Origin of the sequence: Nitratiruptor sp. SB155-2 (assembly GCF_000010325.1) — a bacterium.
Lineage (GTDB): Bacteria > Campylobacterota > Campylobacteria > Campylobacterales > Nitratiruptoraceae > Nitratiruptor.
Window position 1 is genome coordinate 907,520 of sequence record NC_009662.1, and the last position, 21,874, is coordinate 929,393.

Annotated in this window: 19 protein-coding genes; 10 read left to right on the top strand and 9 right to left on the bottom strand. The window is 37.8% G+C overall.

All coding sequences use genetic code 11. The annotated features are described in order from the left end of the window. Positions 1-49 precede the first annotated feature (49 nt). The 6 genes from NIS_RS04890 to NIS_RS04915 all read right to left on the bottom strand — a co-directional run bounded on the left by NIS_RS04890 (position 50) and on the right by NIS_RS04915 (position 7,208). Positions 50-3,124 (bottom strand): efflux RND transporter permease subunit, encoded by a 3,075-nt coding sequence (locus NIS_RS04890; RefSeq protein ID WP_012082276.1) that lies wholly within the window; start codon positions 3,122-3,124, stop codon positions 50-52. Beyond that, on the bottom strand, positions 3,117-4,085 hold the full coding sequence (locus NIS_RS04895) for an efflux RND transporter periplasmic adaptor subunit (protein ID WP_012082277.1): 969 nt from the start codon (positions 4,083-4,085) through the stop codon (positions 3,117-3,119). The genes NIS_RS04890 and NIS_RS04895 overlap by 8 nt, the downstream gene beginning before the upstream one ends. Beyond that, positions 4,082-5,254, bottom strand: a complete 1,173-nt coding sequence (locus NIS_RS04900) for a TolC family protein (RefSeq protein ID WP_012082278.1) — start codon at positions 5,252-5,254, stop codon at positions 4,082-4,084. Before NIS_RS04900 ends, NIS_RS04895 begins: the two co-directional genes overlap by 4 nt. After that, positions 5,254-5,613, bottom strand: a complete 360-nt coding sequence (locus NIS_RS04905; RefSeq protein WP_012082279.1) for a FixH family protein — start codon at positions 5,611-5,613, stop codon at positions 5,254-5,256. The genes NIS_RS04900 and NIS_RS04905 overlap by 1 nt, the downstream gene beginning before the upstream one ends. Before the next feature lie 120 nt (positions 5,614-5,733). After that, entirely contained in the window at positions 5,734-6,816 is a 1,083-nt protein-coding gene (locus NIS_RS04910) for an SO_0444 family Cu/Zn efflux transporter (RefSeq protein WP_012082280.1), read from the bottom strand. Next, positions 6,816-7,208: a c-type cytochrome gene (locus NIS_RS04915; protein ID WP_012082281.1), complete on the bottom strand. Its 393-nt coding sequence runs from the start codon at positions 7,206-7,208 to the stop codon at positions 6,816-6,818. Before NIS_RS04915 ends, NIS_RS04910 begins: the two co-directional genes overlap by 1 nt. Before the next feature lie 76 nt (positions 7,209-7,284). Between NIS_RS04915 and NIS_RS04920 the strand changes: the two genes are divergently transcribed. From NIS_RS04920 to NIS_RS04945, 6 genes are read left to right on the top strand one after another with little or no spacing between them, the layout of a single operon-like run. After that, the gene (locus NIS_RS04920) at positions 7,285-7,590 is read left to right on the top strand and encodes an ArsR/SmtB family transcription factor (RefSeq protein ID WP_012082282.1); all 306 of its coding nucleotides are present in this window, start codon (positions 7,285-7,287) and stop codon (positions 7,588-7,590) included. Then, on the top strand, positions 7,584-7,880 hold the full coding sequence (locus tag NIS_RS04925) for a hypothetical protein (RefSeq protein WP_041354020.1): 297 nt from the start codon (positions 7,584-7,586) through the stop codon (positions 7,878-7,880). The genes NIS_RS04920 and NIS_RS04925 overlap by 7 nt, the downstream gene beginning before the upstream one ends. Positions 7,881-7,918: 38 nt before the next feature. Continuing rightward, a complete protein-coding gene (locus tag NIS_RS04930) occupies positions 7,919-8,215 on the top strand; it encodes a hypothetical protein (RefSeq protein ID WP_012082283.1) in 297 nt (98 codons plus the stop codon). Continuing rightward, entirely contained in the window at positions 8,212-9,360 is a 1,149-nt protein-coding gene (locus NIS_RS04935) for a TolC family protein (RefSeq protein WP_012082284.1), read from the top strand. The genes NIS_RS04930 and NIS_RS04935 overlap by 4 nt, the downstream gene beginning before the upstream one ends. After that, positions 9,353-10,366 carry an efflux RND transporter periplasmic adaptor subunit gene (locus NIS_RS04940; RefSeq protein WP_012082285.1) on the top strand — a complete coding sequence of 338 codons (1,014 nt, stop codon included), beginning with the start codon at positions 9,353-9,355 and terminating at the stop codon, positions 10,364-10,366. The genes NIS_RS04935 and NIS_RS04940 overlap by 8 nt, the downstream gene beginning before the upstream one ends. A gap of 9 nt (positions 10,367-10,375) precedes the next feature. After that, the gene (locus NIS_RS04945; protein ID WP_012082286.1) at positions 10,376-13,408 is read left to right on the top strand and encodes an efflux RND transporter permease subunit; all 3,033 of its coding nucleotides are present in this window, start codon (positions 10,376-10,378) and stop codon (positions 13,406-13,408) included. Between the two features lie 24 nt (positions 13,409-13,432). Here the strand turns inward: NIS_RS04945 and NIS_RS04950 are convergent, their stop codons facing one another. Both NIS_RS04950 and NIS_RS04955 read right to left on the bottom strand, forming a co-directional pair. Then, complete coding sequence (locus NIS_RS04950; protein WP_012082287.1) at positions 13,433-14,263, bottom strand: sensor histidine kinase; 831 nt, start codon at positions 14,261-14,263, stop codon at positions 13,433-13,435. Continuing rightward, positions 14,253-14,921 (bottom strand): response regulator transcription factor, encoded by a 669-nt coding sequence (locus tag NIS_RS04955; protein WP_012082288.1) that lies wholly within the window; start codon positions 14,919-14,921, stop codon positions 14,253-14,255. Before NIS_RS04955 ends, NIS_RS04950 begins: the two co-directional genes overlap by 11 nt. An 82-nt stretch (positions 14,922-15,003) precedes the next feature. Here NIS_RS04955 and NIS_RS04960 point away from each other — a divergent pair, with 82 nt between their 5' ends. Genes NIS_RS04960 through NIS_RS04975 form a run of 4 tightly spaced genes read left to right on the top strand, consistent with a single transcriptional unit; the run spans position 15,004 to position 20,519 of the window. Beyond that, positions 15,004-17,118, top strand: coding sequence for an EAL domain-containing protein (locus tag NIS_RS04960; protein WP_012082289.1), 2,115 nt, complete (start codon positions 15,004-15,006; stop codon positions 17,116-17,118). 13 nt (positions 17,119-17,131) lie between these two features. Beyond that, on the top strand, positions 17,132-19,081 hold the full coding sequence (locus tag NIS_RS10030) for a methyl-accepting chemotaxis protein (RefSeq protein WP_012082290.1): 1,950 nt from the start codon (positions 17,132-17,134) through the stop codon (positions 19,079-19,081). A gap of 14 nt (positions 19,082-19,095) precedes the next feature. Next, a complete protein-coding gene (locus NIS_RS04970) occupies positions 19,096-19,677 on the top strand; it encodes a chemotaxis protein CheB (RefSeq protein WP_012082291.1) in 582 nt (193 codons plus the stop codon). Continuing rightward, on the top strand, positions 19,671-20,519 hold the full coding sequence (locus NIS_RS04975) for a CheR family methyltransferase (RefSeq protein WP_012082292.1): 849 nt from the start codon (positions 19,671-19,673) through the stop codon (positions 20,517-20,519). The genes NIS_RS04970 and NIS_RS04975 overlap by 7 nt, the downstream gene beginning before the upstream one ends. 30 nt (positions 20,520-20,549) lie before the next feature. On the opposite strand, the gene NIS_RS04980 is transcribed toward NIS_RS04975, so the two are convergent. After that, positions 20,550-21,827, bottom strand: coding sequence for a KamA family radical SAM protein (locus NIS_RS04980; RefSeq protein ID WP_012082293.1), 1,278 nt, complete (start codon positions 21,825-21,827; stop codon positions 20,550-20,552). Positions 21,828-21,874: the final 47 nt, after the last annotated feature.

Sequence of the window (21,874 nt, forward strand, 5' to 3'; positions counted from 1 at the left end):
TGTAGGCAAAAGGGTGTGGAAATATTGTGTAAAGTAAGGGGAGATCCCCTTAGCGGATTTTTTTGGAAATTTGGATGTAGATCATATACAAAAGAGGAATAATTATTAGACTCAAAACGGCAGAAGTAGCAACTCCACCGATCATTGGTGCCGCAATTCTTTGCATCACTTCACTTCCTGTTTTGTTGGTGTACATAATGGGAAGCAGACCAGCTAAAATTGCAAAAACGGTCATCAGTTTAGGACGAACTCTTTGAACAGCACCTTCATATATCGCTTCAACGAGTAGTTTTTTATCCAGTTTCTCATATTTTTCTACACTCTCTTTAAGATAAATAATCATAACGATTGCCGTTTCAGCCGCAATTCCGAGCAGTGCCAAAAATCCGACGACCACTGCAACACTCATATTAAAACCCAAATGATCGATATAAAGAAGCCCTCCCAAAAAAGCAAAAGGTAAAGATAAGAAGACAAAGAGCGTTGGTACAATTTCACCAAGAGCAAAATAGATGAGTATCAAAATAATGAGAAGCACCGATGGAACGATCCACTTGAAAGTATTCATGGCACTCTGTAGATATTCACTACTGCCGGCCCATTCATAGAAATATCCTTTTGGAAGGGTTAGACTTTGCAAGGCGTTTTGTGCAACTTTTTTATACTCTGATGCACTCACTCCTTGCATTGGAGTGATATAGATGTAGGTGACCGGTTTTGCTTTTTCACTTTTGAGAACCGAAGCGCTTTGTTCGTAATGGACATAGGCTATGTCTTTTAGAGGAATATAGCCATATTTTGTTTTGATACGAAGCTCTTTGATCGCTTCAAGACTGTTTCTTTGCTCCTCTTCCAATCGAATCGAAATGGGATAGCGCTCAATGTTTTTTAGTTTCACTGTAACTCTTTTTCCACCTATTGCATAGCTTACAAAATCCAACACATCCGATCGTTTTAATCCATATAAAGCAAGTTTTTTGGGATCTGTATCGATATCGATATAGTATCCTGTATCACTTCTATCGGCAAAAACCGATTCCGTTTGATTTAGCGCGGCAAGTTTTGTTTCAATTTTTTTGGCTAATGATTGCAGTGTTTTTATATCATCGCCATAGAGCTTGATGCCAAGGGGTGTTCTGATACCACTTAAAAGCATATCGATTCGGCCCCGAATTGGGTATGTCCAAGAGTTGACTAGCCCTGGAACTTGCACCGCCTCATCCAAATCTTGCAACAACTTTTTCATATCTATTTTTTCATTCTTTAGTGTTATGATTGTTTCTATCATGGAAAGTGGAGCCGGATCGGTTGCAGTATCGGCACGTCCCGCTTTTCCAAAGACACTCTTGACTTCATCAAAACTAGCTATCACTTTGTCTGTCATTTGTGTCAGCATCTTTGCTTGATCGATGCTTATGCCATAGGGAGTGACTGGCATATACATCAAAACACCCTCATTGAGTGGTGGCATAAACTCCCATTTGAGCTTTTTGTAAAGCTGATAGGAAAAAAGAAGCAAGGCAATGGCAAGGGGGATAAAAATGTAGCGAAGTTTCAATCCAATGACGATAAATGGATGATAAAGCCAGATAAAGAACCTATTAATTGGATTTTTCTTTTCATCTGGAACATCTTTAATAAACCAGATCATGAGAGCCGGTACTATCGTAATAGCCAAGATGGCTCCCACACTCATCGCAAAGGTTTTTGTAAAGGCAAGTGGCGTAAAAAGCTTTCCCTCTTGCCCTTGCATAGCAAAGATTGGCAAGAAGGAGACGACGACAAGGGCTAGGGCGAAAAAGATTGGACGACCGACCTGTTGACATGATTCAATGATGAGCGAAACTCTCTTGCTTGGCGTCAATGCTTTTTTATTTTTGATACTGTCCAGTTTTTTGTGGGCATTCTCTATCATGACAATACTCGCATCTACCATAGCCCCAATGGCGATAGCGATACCCCCAAGGCTCATGATATTGGAGCCTATACCAAAAATTTTCATAAGTAAAAATGTCAGACCGATAGTCAGTGGTAGAACGATCAATACGATCAACGTGCTTCTAAAGTGGAAAAGAAAAAAACCTATCACGACAAGAACTATGATGCTCTCTTCAATGAGTGTATCTTTGAGTGTACTTACAGCATCTTCTATGAGTCTACTTCGATCGTATGTAGGAATAATTTTGATATCTTTGGTTTGGAGTTTTTGTAGTTTGTCTTTTACTTTTTTGATTGTTGCATAGACATCTGCACCATATTTTGCAATAACAATCCCTCCAACAACTTCTCCTTGACCATTGAGATCTGCTAGACCACGTCTTGGCAGGGCAGTCCATTCGACTCTTGCTATATCTTTGATTTTCAGCGGAATCTTTCTTTTCGTTTTAACGGGCAGCTCTTCAATTTCTTGAAGGGATTTGATGTAGCCACGTGCTTGAATCATCCATTCATACCCATTTTGTATCGTTATACCACCGCCAACATCGTTGTTGTTGAGTTCTAGCGTTTTCACTATATCTTTGACTGAAAGACCATGTTCTATGAGTTTGTGATTATCGATTGTCACTTGATAATTTGGAATAAATCCGCCAACGCTTGCAACTTCACTTACACCATCAATACCCAAAAGTGCATATTTAAGAGTGTAGTCTTGGTATGTACGAAGCTGGGCCAAATCTTTTGTACTGCTGATTAGTGCATATTCATACACCCATCCAACACCGCTTGCATCTGGTCCAAGGCTTACCTCTGCATTTTTTGGAAGAGTTGGTGCAACTTTGCTCAGTTCCTCTAACACCCTCGTTCTTGCATCATAAAGATCGGTTCCATCTTTAAAGATGATATAAATGAGTGCATTTTCGTACGTTGAGAAGCCCCGGACCGTATCGATATCAGATATTGCCAAAAAAGAGCTTGTAAGGGGGTAGGTGACTTGATCCTCTATGATTTTTGGACTTTGTCCAGGAAATTTGATTTGAATAATAACCTGTGGTGGGGTGAGATCTGGTATCGCATCAAGAGGCGTTTTCTTTATAGCCCAATAGGATGCTCCTGCAAAAACTAGGGCAAACAGAAAAATCAAGAATCTATTTTTTGCGCTCAATTCTATAATTTTTTCAATCATTGTAGAGTCCATTGATTTGGGCATCGCTATCGAGCAAGAACATTGCGCTATCGGCAATCGTTTCACCTTCTTTAAGCCCAGAGATGAGTTGATAGTATCTGTTATCTAAAGGTTTAATTTGAACTGCAACCGGTTCATATTCCCCCTCATATTCTCCAACCTTAAAGGCGTACCATTTCCCATTTTTGCGAATAACGGCCGTTTTCGGTACAACGAGAATCGATTTTTTATGCTCTCTTATAGTAACTTTGGCATATTCTCCTGCAAGAACATCTTTGGACTTTACAAAAAGACGTACTATTGCAAGGGCACTGTCTGCATCTATGATGGGCAGAAGTTTATGGCTAGTTATTTTGACCTTTTCATTTCGCACATATGCAGATATAAAATCACACTTTTTATAAAAGTCGATATCTTTGCCAGGAATTTGTGCTTCTACCCAAAAATGTTCGTTTGATGCGATGCGAAAAATAGTTTTTCCTTTTTGAAAGAAACTTCCCGGGTAAACATCTTTTTTGAGCAAAAATCCATCAATAGGCGCTACTATTTTTGTAATAGTTAAAGTTTTTGTAGGATTTTTGAGTTCATCTTTTGGAAGCCCCAAAAGTTTTAGTTTTAGATAAGAAGCTGTTGTCATTCTCTTGTCAAGACCAAATTTTAACGAGTTTTTGTACTCCTCTTTTGCGTTATAGACTTCAGGGCTATAGATAAGGGCTAAAATATCACCTCTTTTGATATGTTGCATTGGCTCTTTCGCATACAGTTTTTCTACATATCCAGAAAATCTTGGGGCAATGTCAACGATTTCACTTTTATCAAGTTTCACTATGGCGGGGTATGTTTTTTGCACAAAAAGATCTTTTTTTGCAACTTTTGTCGTTTTTACGTTGAAAAGCTGCTCTATGCTAAGTCTATCTGCACACAACAAAAAAGGCACAAGAAATGTAAGTAATATTCTCATTTATAGGCTCCATTTATATAATTGATTTTTGCTTTCGTTAGAAGTTTTTCGATTTTAAAATCAACAAGTTTAAGTTCGATCGCGAATTTGCTTTTGAGCGTATCAAGATATTTGTAAAGCATATCTCCCGAGCTTATTCGAGATCGAACGAGATCCAAAGAGTGGTCGACCTCTTTGAGAGATCTATGTTGTAAGAGTGCAATTTGCGTTTGAACTGTTCTTAGCCTTTCAAAAAGTGATTTTTCCTCTTCCTGAACATAATTTTGTACATCCCGTTTTTTGGATTCGATCGACATCGCCTCTATTTTGGCTTCTTGGGATCGCAGTTTTTCCGTTCCGTATAGCGGCAAAGAGATGGAGATACCGATGGAGATATAATCATCAAAGTTTGCTCTTTGAAAGTAGCCTACATTGAGGTTTATATCACTTTTTTCATCTAATAGATACCTTTTTGAAAGCAGTTGTCGATAATGTTTCTTTTCCTGGAGTTTTTCAATCTGTGGGAAAGTTTTTTTATGTATAGCGATATCTCTAATTGGATCGATATGTGTAATTTTTTGTGAAGCAAGATATGAGAGTTTGTGTAAAGCTTCTTTTTGTGAAAAAGCGAGTTCTTCTCGTGTGGTTTTCAGATCTGATAAAAATATTTTACTCTGCATCAAAGCCAAATGATAGCTGCTATCCACAACCAGCATTTTGCTGTATAGGTCAATGCTTTGCTTAACGAGATCAATGTAACCATCCACTATTTTTTGCTTTTGAACTGCTTTTTGATACATGAGTGCATTTTTAAAAATTTCAAATGCAAGTCTATTCCTTGCAACTTCAAGATCTTTAAAAATGACTTGCTTTTTTTGTTTGATGAGTTTTGCATCGAACTCTTTTTTCCCAAATGTAGGAATTTTTTGTGTAATGGCAATCTGTTGGGTTTGCATAGGTTCAAGATCTCGTAAAAAAGGTGCATCCAAACGAAGATCGTTTACTGCAAATTTTAATGTTGGATTCTCCCAGTTTTTCGCTTTTTTGTACTCAATATCCATTTTCCTTAAAAGCATCTCAATGGCATGTAAAGAATCGTTTTTTTGTAAAGCCTTTTTGACAATCATATCGATATCCCGGGCTTGTAGCAGTGCACTGAGTAGCACTGCTATTATGAAAAGATGTTTCATCAGATATTTACCGAAGTTTTGATGCGATATTTTTTACCACTGTTTGTCGTGATAAAAATATGTACCTGCCAGGTTCCTGCCATAGGTAACTTTACATTGGCTTGGTAACCTTGATCATTTTTTTCAATTTTAGCCCAGCTTTCCATATATGGCATACCGGGCATCGCTGGCATAAAAAATTTGACTTTGAGGTCTTTTATATTTTTTTTGTTGATATGAAACAAAAAGGAATTTGCTCCTACACTCAAAGGTTTGGTAGAGATTATGTCGATCTTGAAACCTCTGTATTTGACATGTTTTTGAAAGCCGGATGCAAAAAGAAGTATTGCACCGAGTGCTAATATTGCAAGTTTTTTCATGGTCCATCCTTTATGATATTTTTCATGAAGTATGGTAACGCATGAAATGTGGAAGAAATGTGGAAAATGCAGAGGTTTGAATATGAGTGAGACTCATATTCAAACCTTGTTCTTTAACCATTATGTGGTGCAGCAGCTCTTTTTAACAAGTTTCTCTTTTGCCAAAAAATAGAGAATGAAACCCCACAAGATAACGGAGGATGCGATCGCAAAAATCGAAGCCTCTTTTTGGATATGGACTATGGTTCTTACATCCACCCCACTAAAAATGAAATCGAGTCCTATCCCAAAAAGAATGGAACCTACGGCAATAGTTGCAAGGTAGACGATGACGGATTTTGTTCCAAGCATTTTTTTGACTACACCTATGGTAACGGTATTGGTAGCAGGGCCCGCACTCAAAAAAACAAACGCAGCTCCCGCGCTTACACCATTGAGCATCAGAGCTGCTGCAATTGGCAGTGATGCAGTGGCACAAACATACATAGGTACCGCGATAAGAACAGCTAAAAGATAAGAAAGCCAAGCATGTTGTGCTAGGATGTTTGCCAGATTTCCCGGTATCGCTACACTGATAGCTGCTCCGATGATAAGACCCCAAAAGAGTGGTTTAGCGATATCTCCAAGCAAGGTTACAAATCCATAATTCAATGCACGTTTAAGAGAAAAACTCTTTTTTGTCGTTTCACTGCATCCACAATCGCTGCATCCACAACTCTCTTCTTGCTGCACTGTAAAAGTTGTGGGTTTCGTTTTGTTTTGGGTCTGCATCCTGAACTTCGGGGCGTTTTGTGTGGTGTTTTGGGTGTCGAAAAGATTGACAAAAATACCAGCAGCTATGGCAATCAAAAATGATGTAAAGATTCGGTAGATGGTAAAAACCCATCCAAACATTCCAAAAGTAGCAAGAATCGAGTCAATTCCCGTAATGGGAGTAGATATGAGAAAACTCAGAACACTTCCTTTACTCGCACCACTTTTTTGCAGTGCCTGTGCCAAAGGTATGACACCACAGGAACAAACGGGAATTGGAATACCAAACAGCGTCGCTTTTATGACAGAAGCGATATTGTCTTTACCAAGATGTTTTTTGATGAACTCTTCAGGGACTAATTCATGTAATATGCCTGCTATCAATAGACCGAAAAGAATATAGATAGCCATGGCGTTGGTGAGTTCCCAGAGTGCTTGTACAAATGCCATTATTTACCTCCATTTGCAGGGCACATTCTTCTGTTTTTACTGAGATTGTAGAGGTACTCGGCGACCGCTTTTTTCTCTTCATCACTCATATTTTTTCCGATTGGCGGCATTGTGCCAAATCTTTGAAACGCCATTGGCATACATAAACCTTTCTCACGTGATGGATTTTGAATGTACTCTACGACAAAACGGATAAAATCTTCTTTTTGTGGGTAATGCATCTTTACTCTATGTGCAACCTCGAGAAATGGCGGTGCTTTCATCGTAGCCATCTCTGTTGATCTCATAGAGAGATTATGGCACTTGGCACAATGTTTTTGATAGACTTCTTCTCCATTCGAGGCATACAGTATTCCACCAATGAACATGAATGCTGCTATAATCTGTTTCATAACTTCCTCCTTGACTTGCATAACAGAAACATTATATAATGAAAGTGTGATATAAATAAGCTTTAAAGAAGGTTAAATGGATCGTTTAGAAAAGTTAGCAACCATAGCAAAAGCTTTAAGCGATATAAATAGATTGAAAGTTGTTGCGTTTATCGATCGCAATAAAGAGGTGTGTGTATGTGAAGTGAGTGATACCCTCGGATTTTCACAACCGCTCACTTCGAAATATCTCAAGCAACTCAAAGAAGCAGGTATTTTACGGAGTAAAAAAATGGGCAAATGGAGTATTTTCTCTTTGGCTGACAATCAAATTATCCAGCCTTTTATTGAAGAGCTTAGAGAAATTGAACTTCCACAAATAAAAAAGTGTTCAAGATGCTAAAAAGATGGATGCATTTTCTTTTGCTGTCGGCTTTGCTGTTGAACAGTGCCCATGCATTCTTTTTTGATTGTGATAACAACCATTATATAATAGAGTTTGTTCAAGAGATCGATCATCCCGTGCAAAAAGGGGATATTTGCGATGGGCATTTTGTCTATCATATGCCATTACTATTCTCATCCTCTGTGACGATCGATTTTCCAAAACAGGATACAAAAATAGATTCGATTCTTTTTTGTCACGCTCAACATCACTCTTTCTCTTTGTTAAAACCTCCCAAAAGCTCCTAATATCCGCTTTAAACTACACAATAATTCAAAGGAGTTTTATGAATATCATCTTGATATCTATCTTTCTAGTTACGGGTCTATTTGCAAAAATCGAACATTTCGATGTTCACAATTTTAATCATAAGCCCTTTATTCGTACGAAACAAAAAGAGACTTTACAGGAGCATGTGCAAATCAATCCAGTCGACATAACAAAAAAAATAACCGGTGAAAAAGTAGAAAAAAAACTTTTAAAGCATCAAAACGCTACTATCTATTTTGAAATATGGACGAAACACTACTATCTTTGGATCGATGCACAAAGTGGTAAGGTTCTTAAAAAGGAGAAACGATGAGAAGAGCACTTTTGCTCATGGGTGTAACGTCATGTTTTGTTCTAGGAGCGAGCTTTCAAACTTTTGAACAGGAAGCTTTGAAGCAATTCCCAAAACTTTTGCAACAAAAAGGAAATATCGCAATTGCGAAAGAGAACCAGGCAAAACTTTTGCGTCCCTTCAACCCACGATTAGAACTCCTAGGAAGCAGTTATGAAGATGGCAGTGGGTTTGAAACAACGTTGCAGATACCTTACAGGCTGCCAGACTATATGAAAGATCTCAAAAAAAGGGCTGTGAGTGATGTAGAAGTGCAAAAAGCGTACGAGTTCGTTTTGAAAGCCAGGTTTAGAAAAAATCTTGAGCTTCTCTATACGCGCTATGTCTACCAAGATATGCTTCTAGAACCTATCCATGCCCAGTTAGCTATTTATAAAAGACTTTTGTCAATTGCTAAAGAGAAATTTAGCAAAGGATATGGCAAAAGAATAGATGTGCTCAAACTGCAAACGAAACTGTTGACACTCCAAAAGAGTCTACTGGATGTGCAAAACAGTGTAGTCAAAGCGAAGATGAAATTGCAAAAATATGCCGGATTTTCGGGTAATATTGAGCCAAATGGATTTTTGTATGAGCGTTTCAATTTTTCAGGTCGGATCAATCCTGCAGAATTTGCATGGTATGAAAAGAGTAAGAAGCGCTTTTTACATTTAGCAAAAGAACAAAGCCATGTTATAAAAAGAGTGAATTTTACAATCAATTATGAAAAAGAACCAAACTCCGGGATCCTTCGTGCTGGAATATCCATTCCTCTTCCAATCAATAAACCCAAACAAGAGGTTGCAATCGCAAAAATGAAAGCCAACAACGTTGCTCTTGATTTAGAGCTTTTAAAAAAGCGTTACAGTGTAGAACTACAGGGGCTTCAAAAACAGGCCGAAATGATTCAGAAGAGTTTAGATCTGCTTCAAAAAACCAAAAAGAAGCAAAAAGAGCTTTTAGATCTTTATATTGAAAGCTACAAAATTGATCAAAGTACACTCCTTGATATTTTGGATGCCCAAAAAGCGTATATTTCTATCGAAAAAGAGATCGCAAAAAAACTCTTCTTGCTCAACATCAACCAAATCCAGATAAATTACATAAAAGGACGATACAATGGCTAAACTTATACTATTTCTCATCACAGCAATCTCACTCTTTGCCAATGCAAAAGTGCAGTATATGGAGCTTGGAAAACTCTACAGCACAAGTGCCCAGGTTGTGACTCTCAAGAATCTTACGCAAAATATCGTTACACAAATTCCTGGACACATCGAAGAGTATTTTGTCAAAGAGGGTGACAGTGTCAAAAAAGGGCAAGAAATAGCACGTATCAAATCTTTTGTTTTGAGCGAAATGACATCACGCTATTTGACTCTAAAAAATGAAGTGGCGATTTTGAAAAAACGATACGAGAATGCAAAGGCTCTTTATAAAAAAGGGATCATGAGTTATAATGATCTAGCGAAACTCAAAACAACACTCAAAGACAGAATGAATGATCTTGCATCACTAGGGCTCCAACTTAAAATACTTGGTATCACTAATGTTACAAAACCGATGGAGTACTATACGATTACTTCTCATGCCAATGGGACAGTGCAAAAGATTTTGGTTTCTGTTCATACCAATGTCAAAAGTACAACGCCATTAGTAGAGATTCTCAGTCAGTCTCGCTACTATCTTGTAGCATTCTTGAGCGTTGAGGATGCACTTGGGCTTAAAGACATCCGGGCGATTTTTCATCTCGGTCCCTACAGTTTCAAAGCGAGTTTTATAAAAATATTACCAAGAGTGGATGAAGAGACGGCACAAGCAAAACTTCTGTTTGAACTTCCAAAAACGAATAAAGAGCTTCTCATAGGAGCATTTGGCGATATTCAGATAGAGTCAGCTCCATATAAAAAAGTGCTTGCAGTCAAAAAGAGCGCTTTGACTATGTTAAATGGTGATTGGGTCGTTTTCCTTCCATCCAAAGAGGAGGTTGAACCCCATGTCGTGAAGCTCATCGATTTTGTAGGGGAGTTTGCAGTAATTGAGGGATTAAAGCCAAATCAGGAGTATATCGATAGTGATATCTATCTATACAAATCAAGGCTTTTGAAAGAAAGCATCGGCGATGAGGATTAAGGAGAGAGTATGAAATTTTTTGAAACCTTTATCAAATATCGCTTTTTAGTGTTGGCTCTTTTTATTCTTGTAGGGGTATTGGGGTACAGGGCGTACAAAGAGATTCCCGTTGATGCTTTTCCGGATATCACGCCCAAACAGGTGATTATCTATACCGAAAGCCCGGGCAACAGCCCTGAAATCATCGAAAGACTCATCACCTATCCGATCGAATCAGCTATGGCAGGTTTGCCAGGGGTAAAACTTATTATGTCCAATTCCATATTTGGTCTAAGCTATGTGAGCATCTTTTTTGAAGACAAATACGATATCTACTTTTTACGTCAGCTTGTGAGTGAAAGACTTGCAACCGTTGATATACCAAAAGGGTTTGGAAAGCCTGTTATGGGACCAAACACCACAGGACTTGGTCAGGTATTTTGGTATCAGCTAAAAGGGGACGGTGTTCCTTTAACGAAACTGAGGGAATTGCAAGACTTTTTGGTACGCCCTATGTTCAAAACCGTTGATGGAGTTGAAGAGGTTATCGGATGGGGCGGATTTGAAAAACAGATTGAAGTTGTGATTGACCCCAAAAAACTGCAGGCTTTGAAAGTGACATATGAAGACGTGATTGATGCGCTGCAAAGAACAAACAAAAGTGCAGGGGGGCAGTACCTGGAATTTAACAAAGAGCAGTATATCATACGTGGTAGTGGCTTTTATGAAGATCTTGATCAAATACGAAAGAGTGTCATCAAATCTTCGGGTATCAAAGCTATCAAGATTGAAGACGTGGCAGTTGTGAAAGAGGGCAAAAGAATGCGTTTTGGTGCGGTCACCCTCAACGGAAAAGAGACGATGTTCGGAATGGTACTGCAAAGAACCGGTACTAATGCAGCTAAAGTGGTTGACAGACTCAAAGAGAAAGTCAAAGAGATCAACGCCGCTCTTCCAAAAAATGTCAAAGTAGAGACTATTTACGATAGAAGCGAAATTACCAGGAAAGCTGTCCATACCATGACCTCTTCATTGATTTCTGGCGCAGTGCTCGTGAGTGTCATTTTGTTTCTGTTTTTGTTTGAAGTCAGAAGTGCTTTCATAGTTGTTTTATCCCTTCCTATCTCTTTGCTCATTGCCTTTTTGATGATGGACTATTTTGGTATGAGCGCAAATCTTATGAGCCTCAGTGGACTTGCCATTGCAATTGGTATGATTGTTGATGGAACGATAGTTGTCGTAGAAAACTCTTTCAGGCTCATTCAGGAGCATCCAAAGGAATCCAAACTGAAGCTCATAGCGGAGGCTGCGGCACAGGTAACAAAACCGGTTATTTTTGCCATTTTCATCATCGCTGCAACCTTTATTCCGCTTTTGAGTCTCGGAGGGCTTACAGGAAAGCTCTATTCACCTATGGCTATCAATATCGTATTTGTAATGCTTGCTTCCATCGTTGTGGCTCTCGTGCTGGTTCCCGTTTTGAACTACTATCTTTTAAAACCGGTAAAGTTTAGCGAATCGCCACTTGTGGTTTGGATTAAAAAGCTATATACGCCACTGCTTGTGGGAGCTTTGAATTATTCAAAGAGTGTCGTGGCAGTTGCATTCATACTCTTTGCGGTATTGGCATATCTGCTTACGCAACAAGGACGCGAATTTATGCCAAAACTCAATGAAGAGTCTATCATGTATCGTGTCATCGCCATCCCTGGGACAGCTCTGTCTCAAACGGTGGGTCTTAGTAAAGATATAGAAAACTTCATAAAAAAAGAGTATCCAGAGTATGTGGATTTCGTTTTGGCGATGATTGGAAGAAGCGAAAAGGGCGAAACTGCCGGTCCAAACTATATGGAAGTTTTGGTGGGGTTGAAGAAAAAAGAGTTTGATATCAAAGCGTTAGAGGCAAAAATGAGCGAGGCGCTTGAAAAACGGTACGATTTTGTACAGTTTGTTCCAACACAGCCAATCGCCATGCGTATAGAAGAGCTGCTAGAGGGGGTCAAAGCGGAACTTGCAGTGAAAATCTTTGGAGAAGATCAAAAAGTACTGGCAACTCTTGCTTCGAAAATCAAAGAGATCATCTCCCATATCGACGGCCTCAGATCCATAGAGATCGAGTCACAACTCGGACAAGCTCAAATTGTGATCAAACCGAACTACTTGGCGATGGCGAGATACTCACTCACAGCAGAAGATATCATGGATGTAGTGCGGTACCTTTTGGGCGAAGATGTGATAACGGATAAATTTGAAGGGATTAAGAGGTTCCCTATCGTTATCAAGCCAAAAGGAGAGCGTGATATTGAAAGTCTAGAAAATATTCTGCTTAGAGCCCCGGACGGTAAAGTGGCTCGCCTCAAAGAGGTGGCAGACATCAAAATCATTCAAGGACCATCTTTTATAAAACGAGAAAATCTTTCTCGATATATGCTCATATCCTTTGATGTGGAAGGACGTGATATCGCTTCTTTTGTGAAAGAGGCCAATGAAAAGATTCATCAGAAACTCCATTTCCCAGCGGGATACTATATCCAGTGGGCAGGTGACTTTAAAAACATGCAAGAAGCGACAAAAAGACTGGCTATAATCATTCCAGCAGTACTGCTTTTGATACTCCTTTTACTCTACACGGCTTTCAACAGCTTCAAGAAAGCGACAATCATTTTGCTAGGCGTTCCTCTAGGCATAATAGGTTCTATCGTTGCGGTGCTGATCGCCGATATCTACCTCTCCATTGCTGCAATTATCGGATTTATCGTTATCATCGCCATTGCGGTACTCAATGGTATCGTACTTGTGAGTTTCATAGAAGAGCTCCAAAAACGGTTTCCAGATGTGAAGATGCTCACACTTGTCAAGGATGCAACGCTTCTTAGACTAAGACCAGTGCTAATGACGGCAATGACGACTCTTTTTGGTATTTTACCGCTTCTGTATGCAACGGGCGTTGGAAGTGAGATCGAGTATCCGTTGGCTGTGGTTGTTGTAGGTGGAATTGTCACTTCAACCCTTGTGACGCTTCTAATACTACCAAGTCTATACTATCTCTTTTACAAGAAGTAGGCCTTTGCCTACTTCAAAACCGATTCAAAATACGATCTTGACTCTTGTCCCATAATTTTTTTTGCTATATATTTTTATGGCTAAGCCATGGTAATCGAAAATCCATTTTGCAAGGGCCAATCCTACTCCATATCCTGGATTGGAAACCTTTGTACTCTCTTCTCGATAATAGAGTTGAAATATTTTCTCCTTATTCGATTTTTGAATTCCGACTCCCCAATCTCTTATTATTAGAAAATTTCCTTTTTTGCTTGAATGGAGAACTATCATGATTTTTTTACTACTTTTGGAATATTTAATGGCATTTTCAATGAGATTTTGAATGGCGATCTGTAGCAGGTATCTATCACCATGGATATGTATAAGATCACTTTGATATAGCTCTATTTCCATATTCCCATTGAAGGACTTGAGAGTGTCTAGAACAATTTCATTGATACAGATACGTTCCATTTTATGGATTAGATTGTAATTATTTGAAACATAAAGAAGTCGATCGAGTATGTTCGAGGTAGTTTCTAGCTCATGTTTGATATGTTTTACATCCTCATCTGTTAATTTTTCCAACTTCATCGCCAAATAGATCATCGGTTTTTTAATTTCATGGGCTAGATTGATATTAAACTGTTTTGATAATTCATTCTTGGATTTGATAGCGCATAGTTTATTATTGAATGTTTCAATAACTGGTGAGAGTTCCATAGAAAAATTTTCAGCTCGTATTGCCTCATGATCACTGTCGCATTTTCGTAATTGTTTTATATCTTTTAGCAAAATGAAGTATCGTATTGTAAAAAGAGATAGAATGAAAAGTAAGCTCGTTACTAGTATATCTGTTGCAGATTCATTCGTCATAGATGACGTATCCGATTTTCTTTATATTTTGGATAAAATCTTGCTTTCCTAATTTCTTACGCAATCTATACACCAAGACATCTACGATATTGGAATTGTGAGATTCATTTTGCTCTATCCCAAGCCTATCCATGATTTCGGATTTTTCGATAACTTTGTTTCTATTGGTCATCAAGAGTTTCAAAATTTTATACTCTTGCGGTGTTAATTTGATATTTTTATCTTTTACATAGACTTTTCTTGAGAAAAGATTGATGGATACGTTCCCTATACGAACAATATTCGTTTGTATGTTATATCGGATTTTAATGATATTTTTCACTCTTATCAAAAGTTCTCTGATATCAAAGGGCTTTGTAAGATAGTCGTATGCTCCCAATGAGAGCCCTTCTATTTTATTTTCGACACTTCCTAATACACTCAAAATTAAACAAGGGATATTGATCTGTTTTTGCTCCATATATTTAAGAAGTGTGATACCATCACCATCCGGTAAGACTCTATCGAGTATCACAGCGTCATAAAGAGAATTCATTTCTAGCTTATAGATACCTTCCTCCAACGAGTATGTAAACTCCACATCGATATTCTCATTTCGAAAATTTTCTTTAATGATTTTTTGAATTTCACTGTCATCTTCGATACATAATATGTACACTATCTTGTTCCTTTATTCATTTTTTTTTCATTTTTATAATGTAAAATTTTTTTAAACTTACTTTTGAAGAGGTATTCAATCTATGCCATTTCGTATTATATTTAAAAAATTCTCTATTCGCACTAAGCTCTATTTGATTTTAGGTGTATTAGGTTTCATCATTCTCTTAGAAGGAGCAACATCTCTTTACTTGGCCAAGCAGATGCAAGATCGGATCAACGATATTTTTTCACAAGAAATCGTCTCGCTTGAACTACTGAGCGATTTGAAAGGTGCGCTTTATCGGATTCGAGATAGAACATTGCGTCTGGTCGATGCAAGAACCAAACAGGAACTTCACCATCAGCAAGAAAAAATCAAAGAACAACTTGCAATAATTTCAAAAAAGATAGATCTGTATGACAACACGCGTCTATCAAAAAGAGAAAAAGAGCTACTCAACAGATTCAAAGAAAATCTTACTCAATATGTCAATGTCATCGAGAATAAAATTTATCCTTTGCTAGATACCAGTCAACATGCCACACCGAAAAGACAAGATGTTATCAATAAACTCCTCTACGAAGTAGCGCTGAAAGAGTTTCGAGAAACGAGAGAGGCGCTGAATCAACTTTTGAATTATCAAATCGAGCGCGCACACATAAGGCAAGAACATGCAAAAGCGATTTTTTTCAAGCAAAAAATCATTATCGTTTCTGCGCTTGTGTTGATTGCTTTTCTTGTTATTTATCTGGCAAAAAATCTCATCCAATCTATCGTCACGCCACTCCATAAAATAAACGAAGCCTTGCAAAAGATAGCAAATAACGATTTGAACACAAGGATACTGATACGGACTGATGATGAGTTTTCCTTGATCGCTGAGGAGATCAATAAAAACATTATGCGTTTGCAAAGTACTTTGAAAAGCCTGGATCATATAAGCAAGCATGACTCATTGACCCAACTGCCAAATCGTAAATGTTTTCATGAATATCTGGATAAAGCTATGAAAGATTTCACCCAAAAATCCTCCCAGTTTGCGATCATGCTCATCGATTTGGACAATTTCAAACTCATCAACGACAATTTCGGGCATCCATTTGGAGACAAACTTTTAAAAATTGTGGCATCGAGAATACGCAACGTCTTAAAGAAAGAGGATGTAATCGCCAGGTTGGGCGGTGATGAATTTGGTGTGATTTTACGAAGAATCCATAATCCTATCGTAGTAGGAAATATCGCAAATAAAATAATCGATATACTCCAAAAGCCTATTAAAATTGACGATACTATCGTGTATATCACCGCCTCTTTGGGCATCTATATACCTACCGATAAAAAAATAGACGCTAAAAAAGCTCTTTCCTATGCAGACATAGCCATGTACAAGGCCAAAAAATCGGGAAAAAACAGCTACAAATTTTTCGACGAATCGATGTTTCAAGAGTTACAAAGTCTAACTATACTGGAACACGACATCCATGAAGCACTAGAGCGTCAAGAATTCGTTCCTTTCTTTCAACCGATCGTGGAGTTGAAAACAGAAAGGATTTTGGGGTTCGAAACACTGCTTCGATGGAAAAAAGGAGAGGAGTATCTTCCACCATCCCATTTTATACACGTTTTAGAGAGTAGGGGATATATCGTAGAGGTCACCTACCAGTTGATAGAAACGGTTTTTCAATTTATCAGCAAAAATAGATTCAAAGGCTTTATAACAATCAATCTCTCTTTACTACAGTTTTATGACAGAAAATTTCTCAACTTCGTACACGACATTCAAAAAAGATATCCCGACGTCTCACCCTCTCAAATCGTTTTTGAACTGACAGAGACTGTTTTTGCTGAAAATATATCTTTGATACAAGAGTTGATCCTGCTCATCGAAAAAGAGGGATACAAATTTGCTCTGGATGATTTTGGAACGGGCTATTCATCGCTCCTTTATATCAAAAATTATAACCTTAATACGATCAAAGTCGACCAATCGTTCATCCAAAATATCTTTGTCGATCAAAAACTGAGGAAACTGCTTGATGTGATCATATCCATGTCTAAAACGCTGGATATCCCTTTAGTACTTGAAGGAGTCGAAGATAAGAAAACCGTTGATTATTTGAAGCGGTACAGAAACTATAAAATAAAAATTCAAGGGTATTACTATTTTCCTCCTCTTCCTATGGAGGAGGTAGAAGCAATGATTCAAACCAGATGAAAAGGGAGTTCACATGCAAAATATTTCCATAAAAAAGGTGTTAATGGCCATTCCGGCCATCTTGATCGTAGCTTTCGTGATTTTATATTTCACCATTGCATCCAGCATCGATTCCATTCAGGATAAAAGCCAAAAAGCCTCACTTGCCAACAAGGTCATCAAACTGATGCTCGAAGCGAGAGTGGCGGAAAAGAACTATATACGAAGAAAAGATGAAAAATATGCCAAAGAAGTTTTGAAACTCATCGATCGAAATATAAAAATAGCAAAACATTTGCAATCGAGTTTCGCACAAAAAGAGAATAAGAAGCTTGTCGGAAGTGCCATTCAAAGGCTACTGGAATATAAAAAACTTTTTTATAAATACGCCCAGGTTCGAGATGAGGCTATCAAAAAAGAGCAAACATTGGTTGCGTTGGCAAACAGGGTCGAGGAGATCGCTAGAAAGATCGAAATCATACAAAATAATCAAAGAGATAGGGTCATACGCTCTCATAATGCCACTGCTCAAGAGATTATAGATGAAGTGGTGGAAGCAGCGCTTTCCAACAAGATCATTATGAGTTTAATGCGAATCAGAATAGCAGAAAAAAACTATCTACGTAGAAAGAACGACGAATATGTCAAAGAAATCCTTTCAGAAATCGGAAAGATCAACCAGTTGGCTGTTCAACTAAGAACGTCGCTGGATAGTGCAAAAAACAAGAAAATGGTAGATTCATTGACATCAGCTTTAAAAAAATATAAGAAAACTTTGATGGAACTGATTGAACTAAGAAACTCCATGAATACCATATCTTCCCAAATGAAAAATGCCGCGAGAAAAACCATAGAAACACTTGTACGTTTACGGGAAGATCAAAAAAAAGAGAAAGAGGCATTGATCCAAGCATTGAAGATCAAACTTACGATTATTTTCATTGTAGTCGGTTTTGTTATAAGTGCTCTTCTTGTATTTGTAGCGTTAATGATCGGTAAAAATCTAGACAATATACGAAATGCAGCTCAAAACTTGGCCAGTGGAGAGGGAGATCTTACAAAACGAATCGATATAGATGGTAAAAATGAGATTGCCCAAGTCGCATTCTATATCAATAAGTTTATAGAAAAGGTCCAAAACGCAATAGGTGAAGCGAAAAATGTAAGCAATGAAGCCTCATCAATCTCTAGTGAACTCTCAGCCACATCTTTGGAAATAGGTAAAAGAGTAGAAGATGAATCTTCTTTGGTCAAAGTTATCGATGCTAATGCAAAAAACACAGAAAAAGATGCAGCTTTCGTTGAGAGCAAAGTTCGAGAAATGACAGAAATTTCTGAAAACTCTTACCAAGCCCTGAACAAAGCTGTAGAACATATCAATACGCTGGTAGAAAAGATCAAATTTACAAGTGTGGAAGAGGAAAAACTGTCAAATCAAATGAAAAAACTGCAAGAAAGTGCTTTCGCTATCAAAGATATTCTCAAACTCATCGGAGATATCGCCGATCAGACAAACCTGCTTTCACTCAACGCTTCCATCGAGGCTTCTCGTGCGGGAGAACATGGAAAAGGTTTTGCAGTGGTAGCCGAAGAGGTCAGAAAACTGGCAGAGAAAACGCAAAAAAATTTAGAGGAGATTAACAAAACGATCAACAGTATCACCGCTGCTATCGAAACGACGAGTAAACATATGCAAAGCAACGCAAATGAGGTATTGCAAACCGTCGAGATTGCCAACGTCGTGGAAACCAATATCGGCAATGTGATTCATTTGATGGAAGATTCAAAAGAAAAAGCGAAAGAGAGTTCGATTTCTGTGGACAATCTCAAAGAAAAAGTTGCTGAAATTGCCCAAAAAATCAACCAACTAAACGAAGTATCGATGTCAAATGCAAGAAGTGTCGAGGAGATTGCCTCGGCTGCTGAGCATTTAAATAACATTATCGAAAAACTCGATTCCCATCTTTTCAAATTTAAAAGTTGATATAAGGTAGAACATTGCAAGAAGAAATACCTACAAAACTTATCCTTATCGGGGCTTCAACGGGTGGACCAGGACTCATTGCAAAAATCATAAGCTCTCTTTGTACACCCAAAAAAGAGAGTATTGTCATCGCTTTGCATATGGACCCGTTGGGACTCTCTTCTTACGCACACAGATTATCCGAACTTTGTGGTTATCCAGTGGATCTTGTAACGAAAGATCATTATGCATTAACAAGTGGAAAGATTTATCTCTTAAGTGCAACATTTTCTATTGAAGAAAAAAAGGGATCGCTCTTTTTTAAAAAAGCTGATAGTAAAAAAAGTTTTTACAATCCTACCATTGATACACTTTTCGCTTCTGCTAGCTCTTTGTCCAGTGTCAAAATAGTAGCATATTTGCTTAGTGGTATTGGTGAAGACGGTGCTAAAGGTTTGTCAACACTGCAAAATGCTGGACATAAAGCAATAGCTCAAGACGAACAGAGTTCTATTGTATATGGTATGCCAAAAAAAGCATACGAATTAAACAAAAATATTCAAGTATTAAGTATCGATGAAATAATACGAGATATTAAAAGAGAACTCAAATGTTAAGATGGCTGTTTCCTAAAAAGAATGAAAATCAAAAAAATGAAAATAAAGAGAGTCATGAGAAAAAGTTTGATAATAATGATGCGAAGATTATTTTACGTGAGATAAGAGAAGAGTATGGATTGGATTTTTCGAATAAAAAAGAAATTACCATTGAAAAAATGAAAAATTTTGCAATACAACATGATATTTACTCTTTTACAGATCTCAGAGAACAACTGTTGCATTCGCATCATCTCAAAAAAGATCTTATTAATAAACTTACAGTTGGAGAGACATATTTTTACCGAGAAACTGCACAGTTTGAGATACTCGTAAAACTAATGAGGAAAAAAAGAGTACAAAGAATCCTTTGTATCCCATGCTCAAGTGGTGAAGAGGTGTATACGATCGTCTTATATATCCTCACCCATCAAAAAGATCTATCCGGGCTGGAAATTGTAGGTGTAGATATAAATTCGGACAGAATAGAGCAAGCAAAGAGGGGATGTTACTCAAGTCGATCTATTCAACAAGTACCCAGTATTGTAAAAGAGAAATATTTTTATCAAAAAGATGCACTCTATTGTGTAGATGATATATTAAAGCAGCATGTATCCTTTAAACAGATGAATATTTTTAACAGGGAAATTTTTACTTTAGGAAAATTTGATGTTATATTTTGTAGAAATCTATTATATTACTTTGATGAGGAACATAAGAGTGAAGCAATCGAAATATTTGATCGACTGCTAAGTGATACTGGGGTTCTATTTTTGGGGCATGCTGATTTGATTTCTGAAAATAAGTTGTTCACAAAAGTTGTAGAAAACGATGGAAAAACATATTATATAAAAAGCGACTAAGTAATTGTCATCAATCGATAAATCAACCATTTACTCTTTCTCAAACAAAAACTTCTCACTAAATGTAGGTTTCAGTTCATCAATCCACTGGGCATTTTCATCATATTTGGCAAAAAAGGGGATATCTACAAGATCAGGATTTTTGGCTTGAAGCATATTCAGTACAATCACCTTTTCTTTGTTGATTTCACTCACACCACTTACAGCTATTTTCCCGGGAGCTGCACTCATGCTAGGTCCTCGAACCGTTCTAGCTAGTCCACTTACATTTGAAATGGCATCTTTAAAAATCTTCCAAGCCTCTACCAAAGGAACGCCAAAATAGTGTTGTGCTCCAGTATCACGGGCAATAAACATATAGTATGGAACCATTCCCATGTGCACCTGTTTTCTCCACATTTTTTCCCACACTTCGCTACTATCATTGATATGCCGTAAAATCGGGGCTTGGGTTCTGATAATGGCTCCCGTTTGCTGGATCCGTTTTACTGCCTTTTCTACTTCATCTGTTTGGAGTTCCCGGTAATGATTGAAGTGAGCCATAAAGGCAAGGTGGTATCCATGCTCCACGATCTCTTCGAAAAGTTTGAGTAAATCATCCGCATCACTGTCCGTTAAAAATCGATACGGCCAAAATCCGAGGGTTTTCGTTCCAAATCGGATATTTTGTAGATGTGGAATGTCTGCTTTTAATATAGGTTCTATGTAGCTGCGAAGCAGTTTCGTACTCATAATGAGAGGATCGCCTCCGGTAAAGATGAGATCCGTAATCGTAGGATGGGCTTTAATGTATTCGATCAAGAGATCCACTTCTTTCATGGCAAATTTGAGCTCGTTCATCCCCGTGAACTGAGGCCATCTGAAACAGAAACTGCAATAGGCATGACAGGTTTGACCCTGTTTCGGGAAGAAGAGGATAGTTTCTTTATATTTATGCTGCGAGCCTGTCAGTTCTTTATCGTTAATTGTTGGGACATTGCTTTTTTGATCGGCTGGATGGGGATTCATTCGCATCCGAATCTCATACACAGTTTCACTAAGAGCTTTTTGGTCCCCCTTGTGATACAAGGCTTTCAGTCTTTCGAAATCTTGTTCAAGGAGCATATCTTTATGGGGGAACACAAGACGAAAAATAGGATCATTTTGATAATTTTCCCAATCGATAAGTTTATCGATAAGATAATTGTTGACTTTAAATGGAAAAACGAGCGCGGCTATTTCGATATTCTCGATATCTTCATGGGAGAGATATTTTTGAATTTGCGGTATTTTTTTAAAACTTTTTGCATTGTACGCCCTGTATTCCAAAAATGCTCCTTTTTTAGGGCGTATTATAACAAAAGAGGGGAAAAGCC

Coding starts and splice junctions, on each gene's coding strand:
- NIS_RS04905 (WP_012082279.1), bottom strand. CDS start 5,613: ATGAAAAAACTTGCAATATTAGCACTCGGTGCAATACTTCTTTTTGCA.
- NIS_RS04960 (WP_012082289.1), top strand. CDS start 15,004: ATGCCATTTCGTATTATATTTAAAAAATTCTCTATTCGCACTAAGCTC.
- NIS_RS04915 (WP_012082281.1), bottom strand. CDS start 7,208: ATGAAACAGATTATAGCAGCATTCATGTTCATTGGTGGAATACTGTAT.
- NIS_RS04900 (WP_012082278.1), bottom strand. CDS start 5,254: ATGAAACATCTTTTCATAATAGCAGTGCTACTCAGTGCACTGCTACAA.
- NIS_RS10030 (WP_012082290.1), top strand. CDS start 17,132: ATGCAAAATATTTCCATAAAAAAGGTGTTAATGGCCATTCCGGCCATC.
- NIS_RS04895 (WP_012082277.1), bottom strand. CDS start 4,085: ATGAGAATATTACTTACATTTCTTGTGCCTTTTTTGTTGTGTGCAGAT.
- NIS_RS04890 (WP_012082276.1), bottom strand. CDS start 3,124: ATGATTGAAAAAATTATAGAATTGAGCGCAAAAAATAGATTCTTGATT.
- NIS_RS04930 (WP_012082283.1), top strand. CDS start 7,919: ATGAATATCATCTTGATATCTATCTTTCTAGTTACGGGTCTATTTGCA.
- NIS_RS04910 (WP_012082280.1), bottom strand. CDS start 6,816: ATGGCATTTGTACAAGCACTCTGGGAACTCACCAACGCCATGGCTATC.
- NIS_RS04950 (WP_012082287.1), bottom strand. CDS start 14,263: ATGACGAATGAATCTGCAACAGATATACTAGTAACGAGCTTACTTTTC.
- NIS_RS04925 (WP_041354020.1), top strand. CDS start 7,584: ATGCTAAAAAGATGGATGCATTTTCTTTTGCTGTCGGCTTTGCTGTTG.
- NIS_RS04920 (WP_012082282.1), top strand. CDS start 7,285: ATGGATCGTTTAGAAAAGTTAGCAACCATAGCAAAAGCTTTAAGCGAT.
- NIS_RS04935 (WP_012082284.1), top strand. CDS start 8,212: ATGAGAAGAGCACTTTTGCTCATGGGTGTAACGTCATGTTTTGTTCTA.
- NIS_RS04945 (WP_012082286.1), top strand. CDS start 10,376: ATGAAATTTTTTGAAACCTTTATCAAATATCGCTTTTTAGTGTTGGCT.
- NIS_RS04940 (WP_012082285.1), top strand. CDS start 9,353: ATGGCTAAACTTATACTATTTCTCATCACAGCAATCTCACTCTTTGCC.
- NIS_RS04975 (WP_012082292.1), top strand. CDS start 19,671: ATGTTAAGATGGCTGTTTCCTAAAAAGAATGAAAATCAAAAAAATGAA.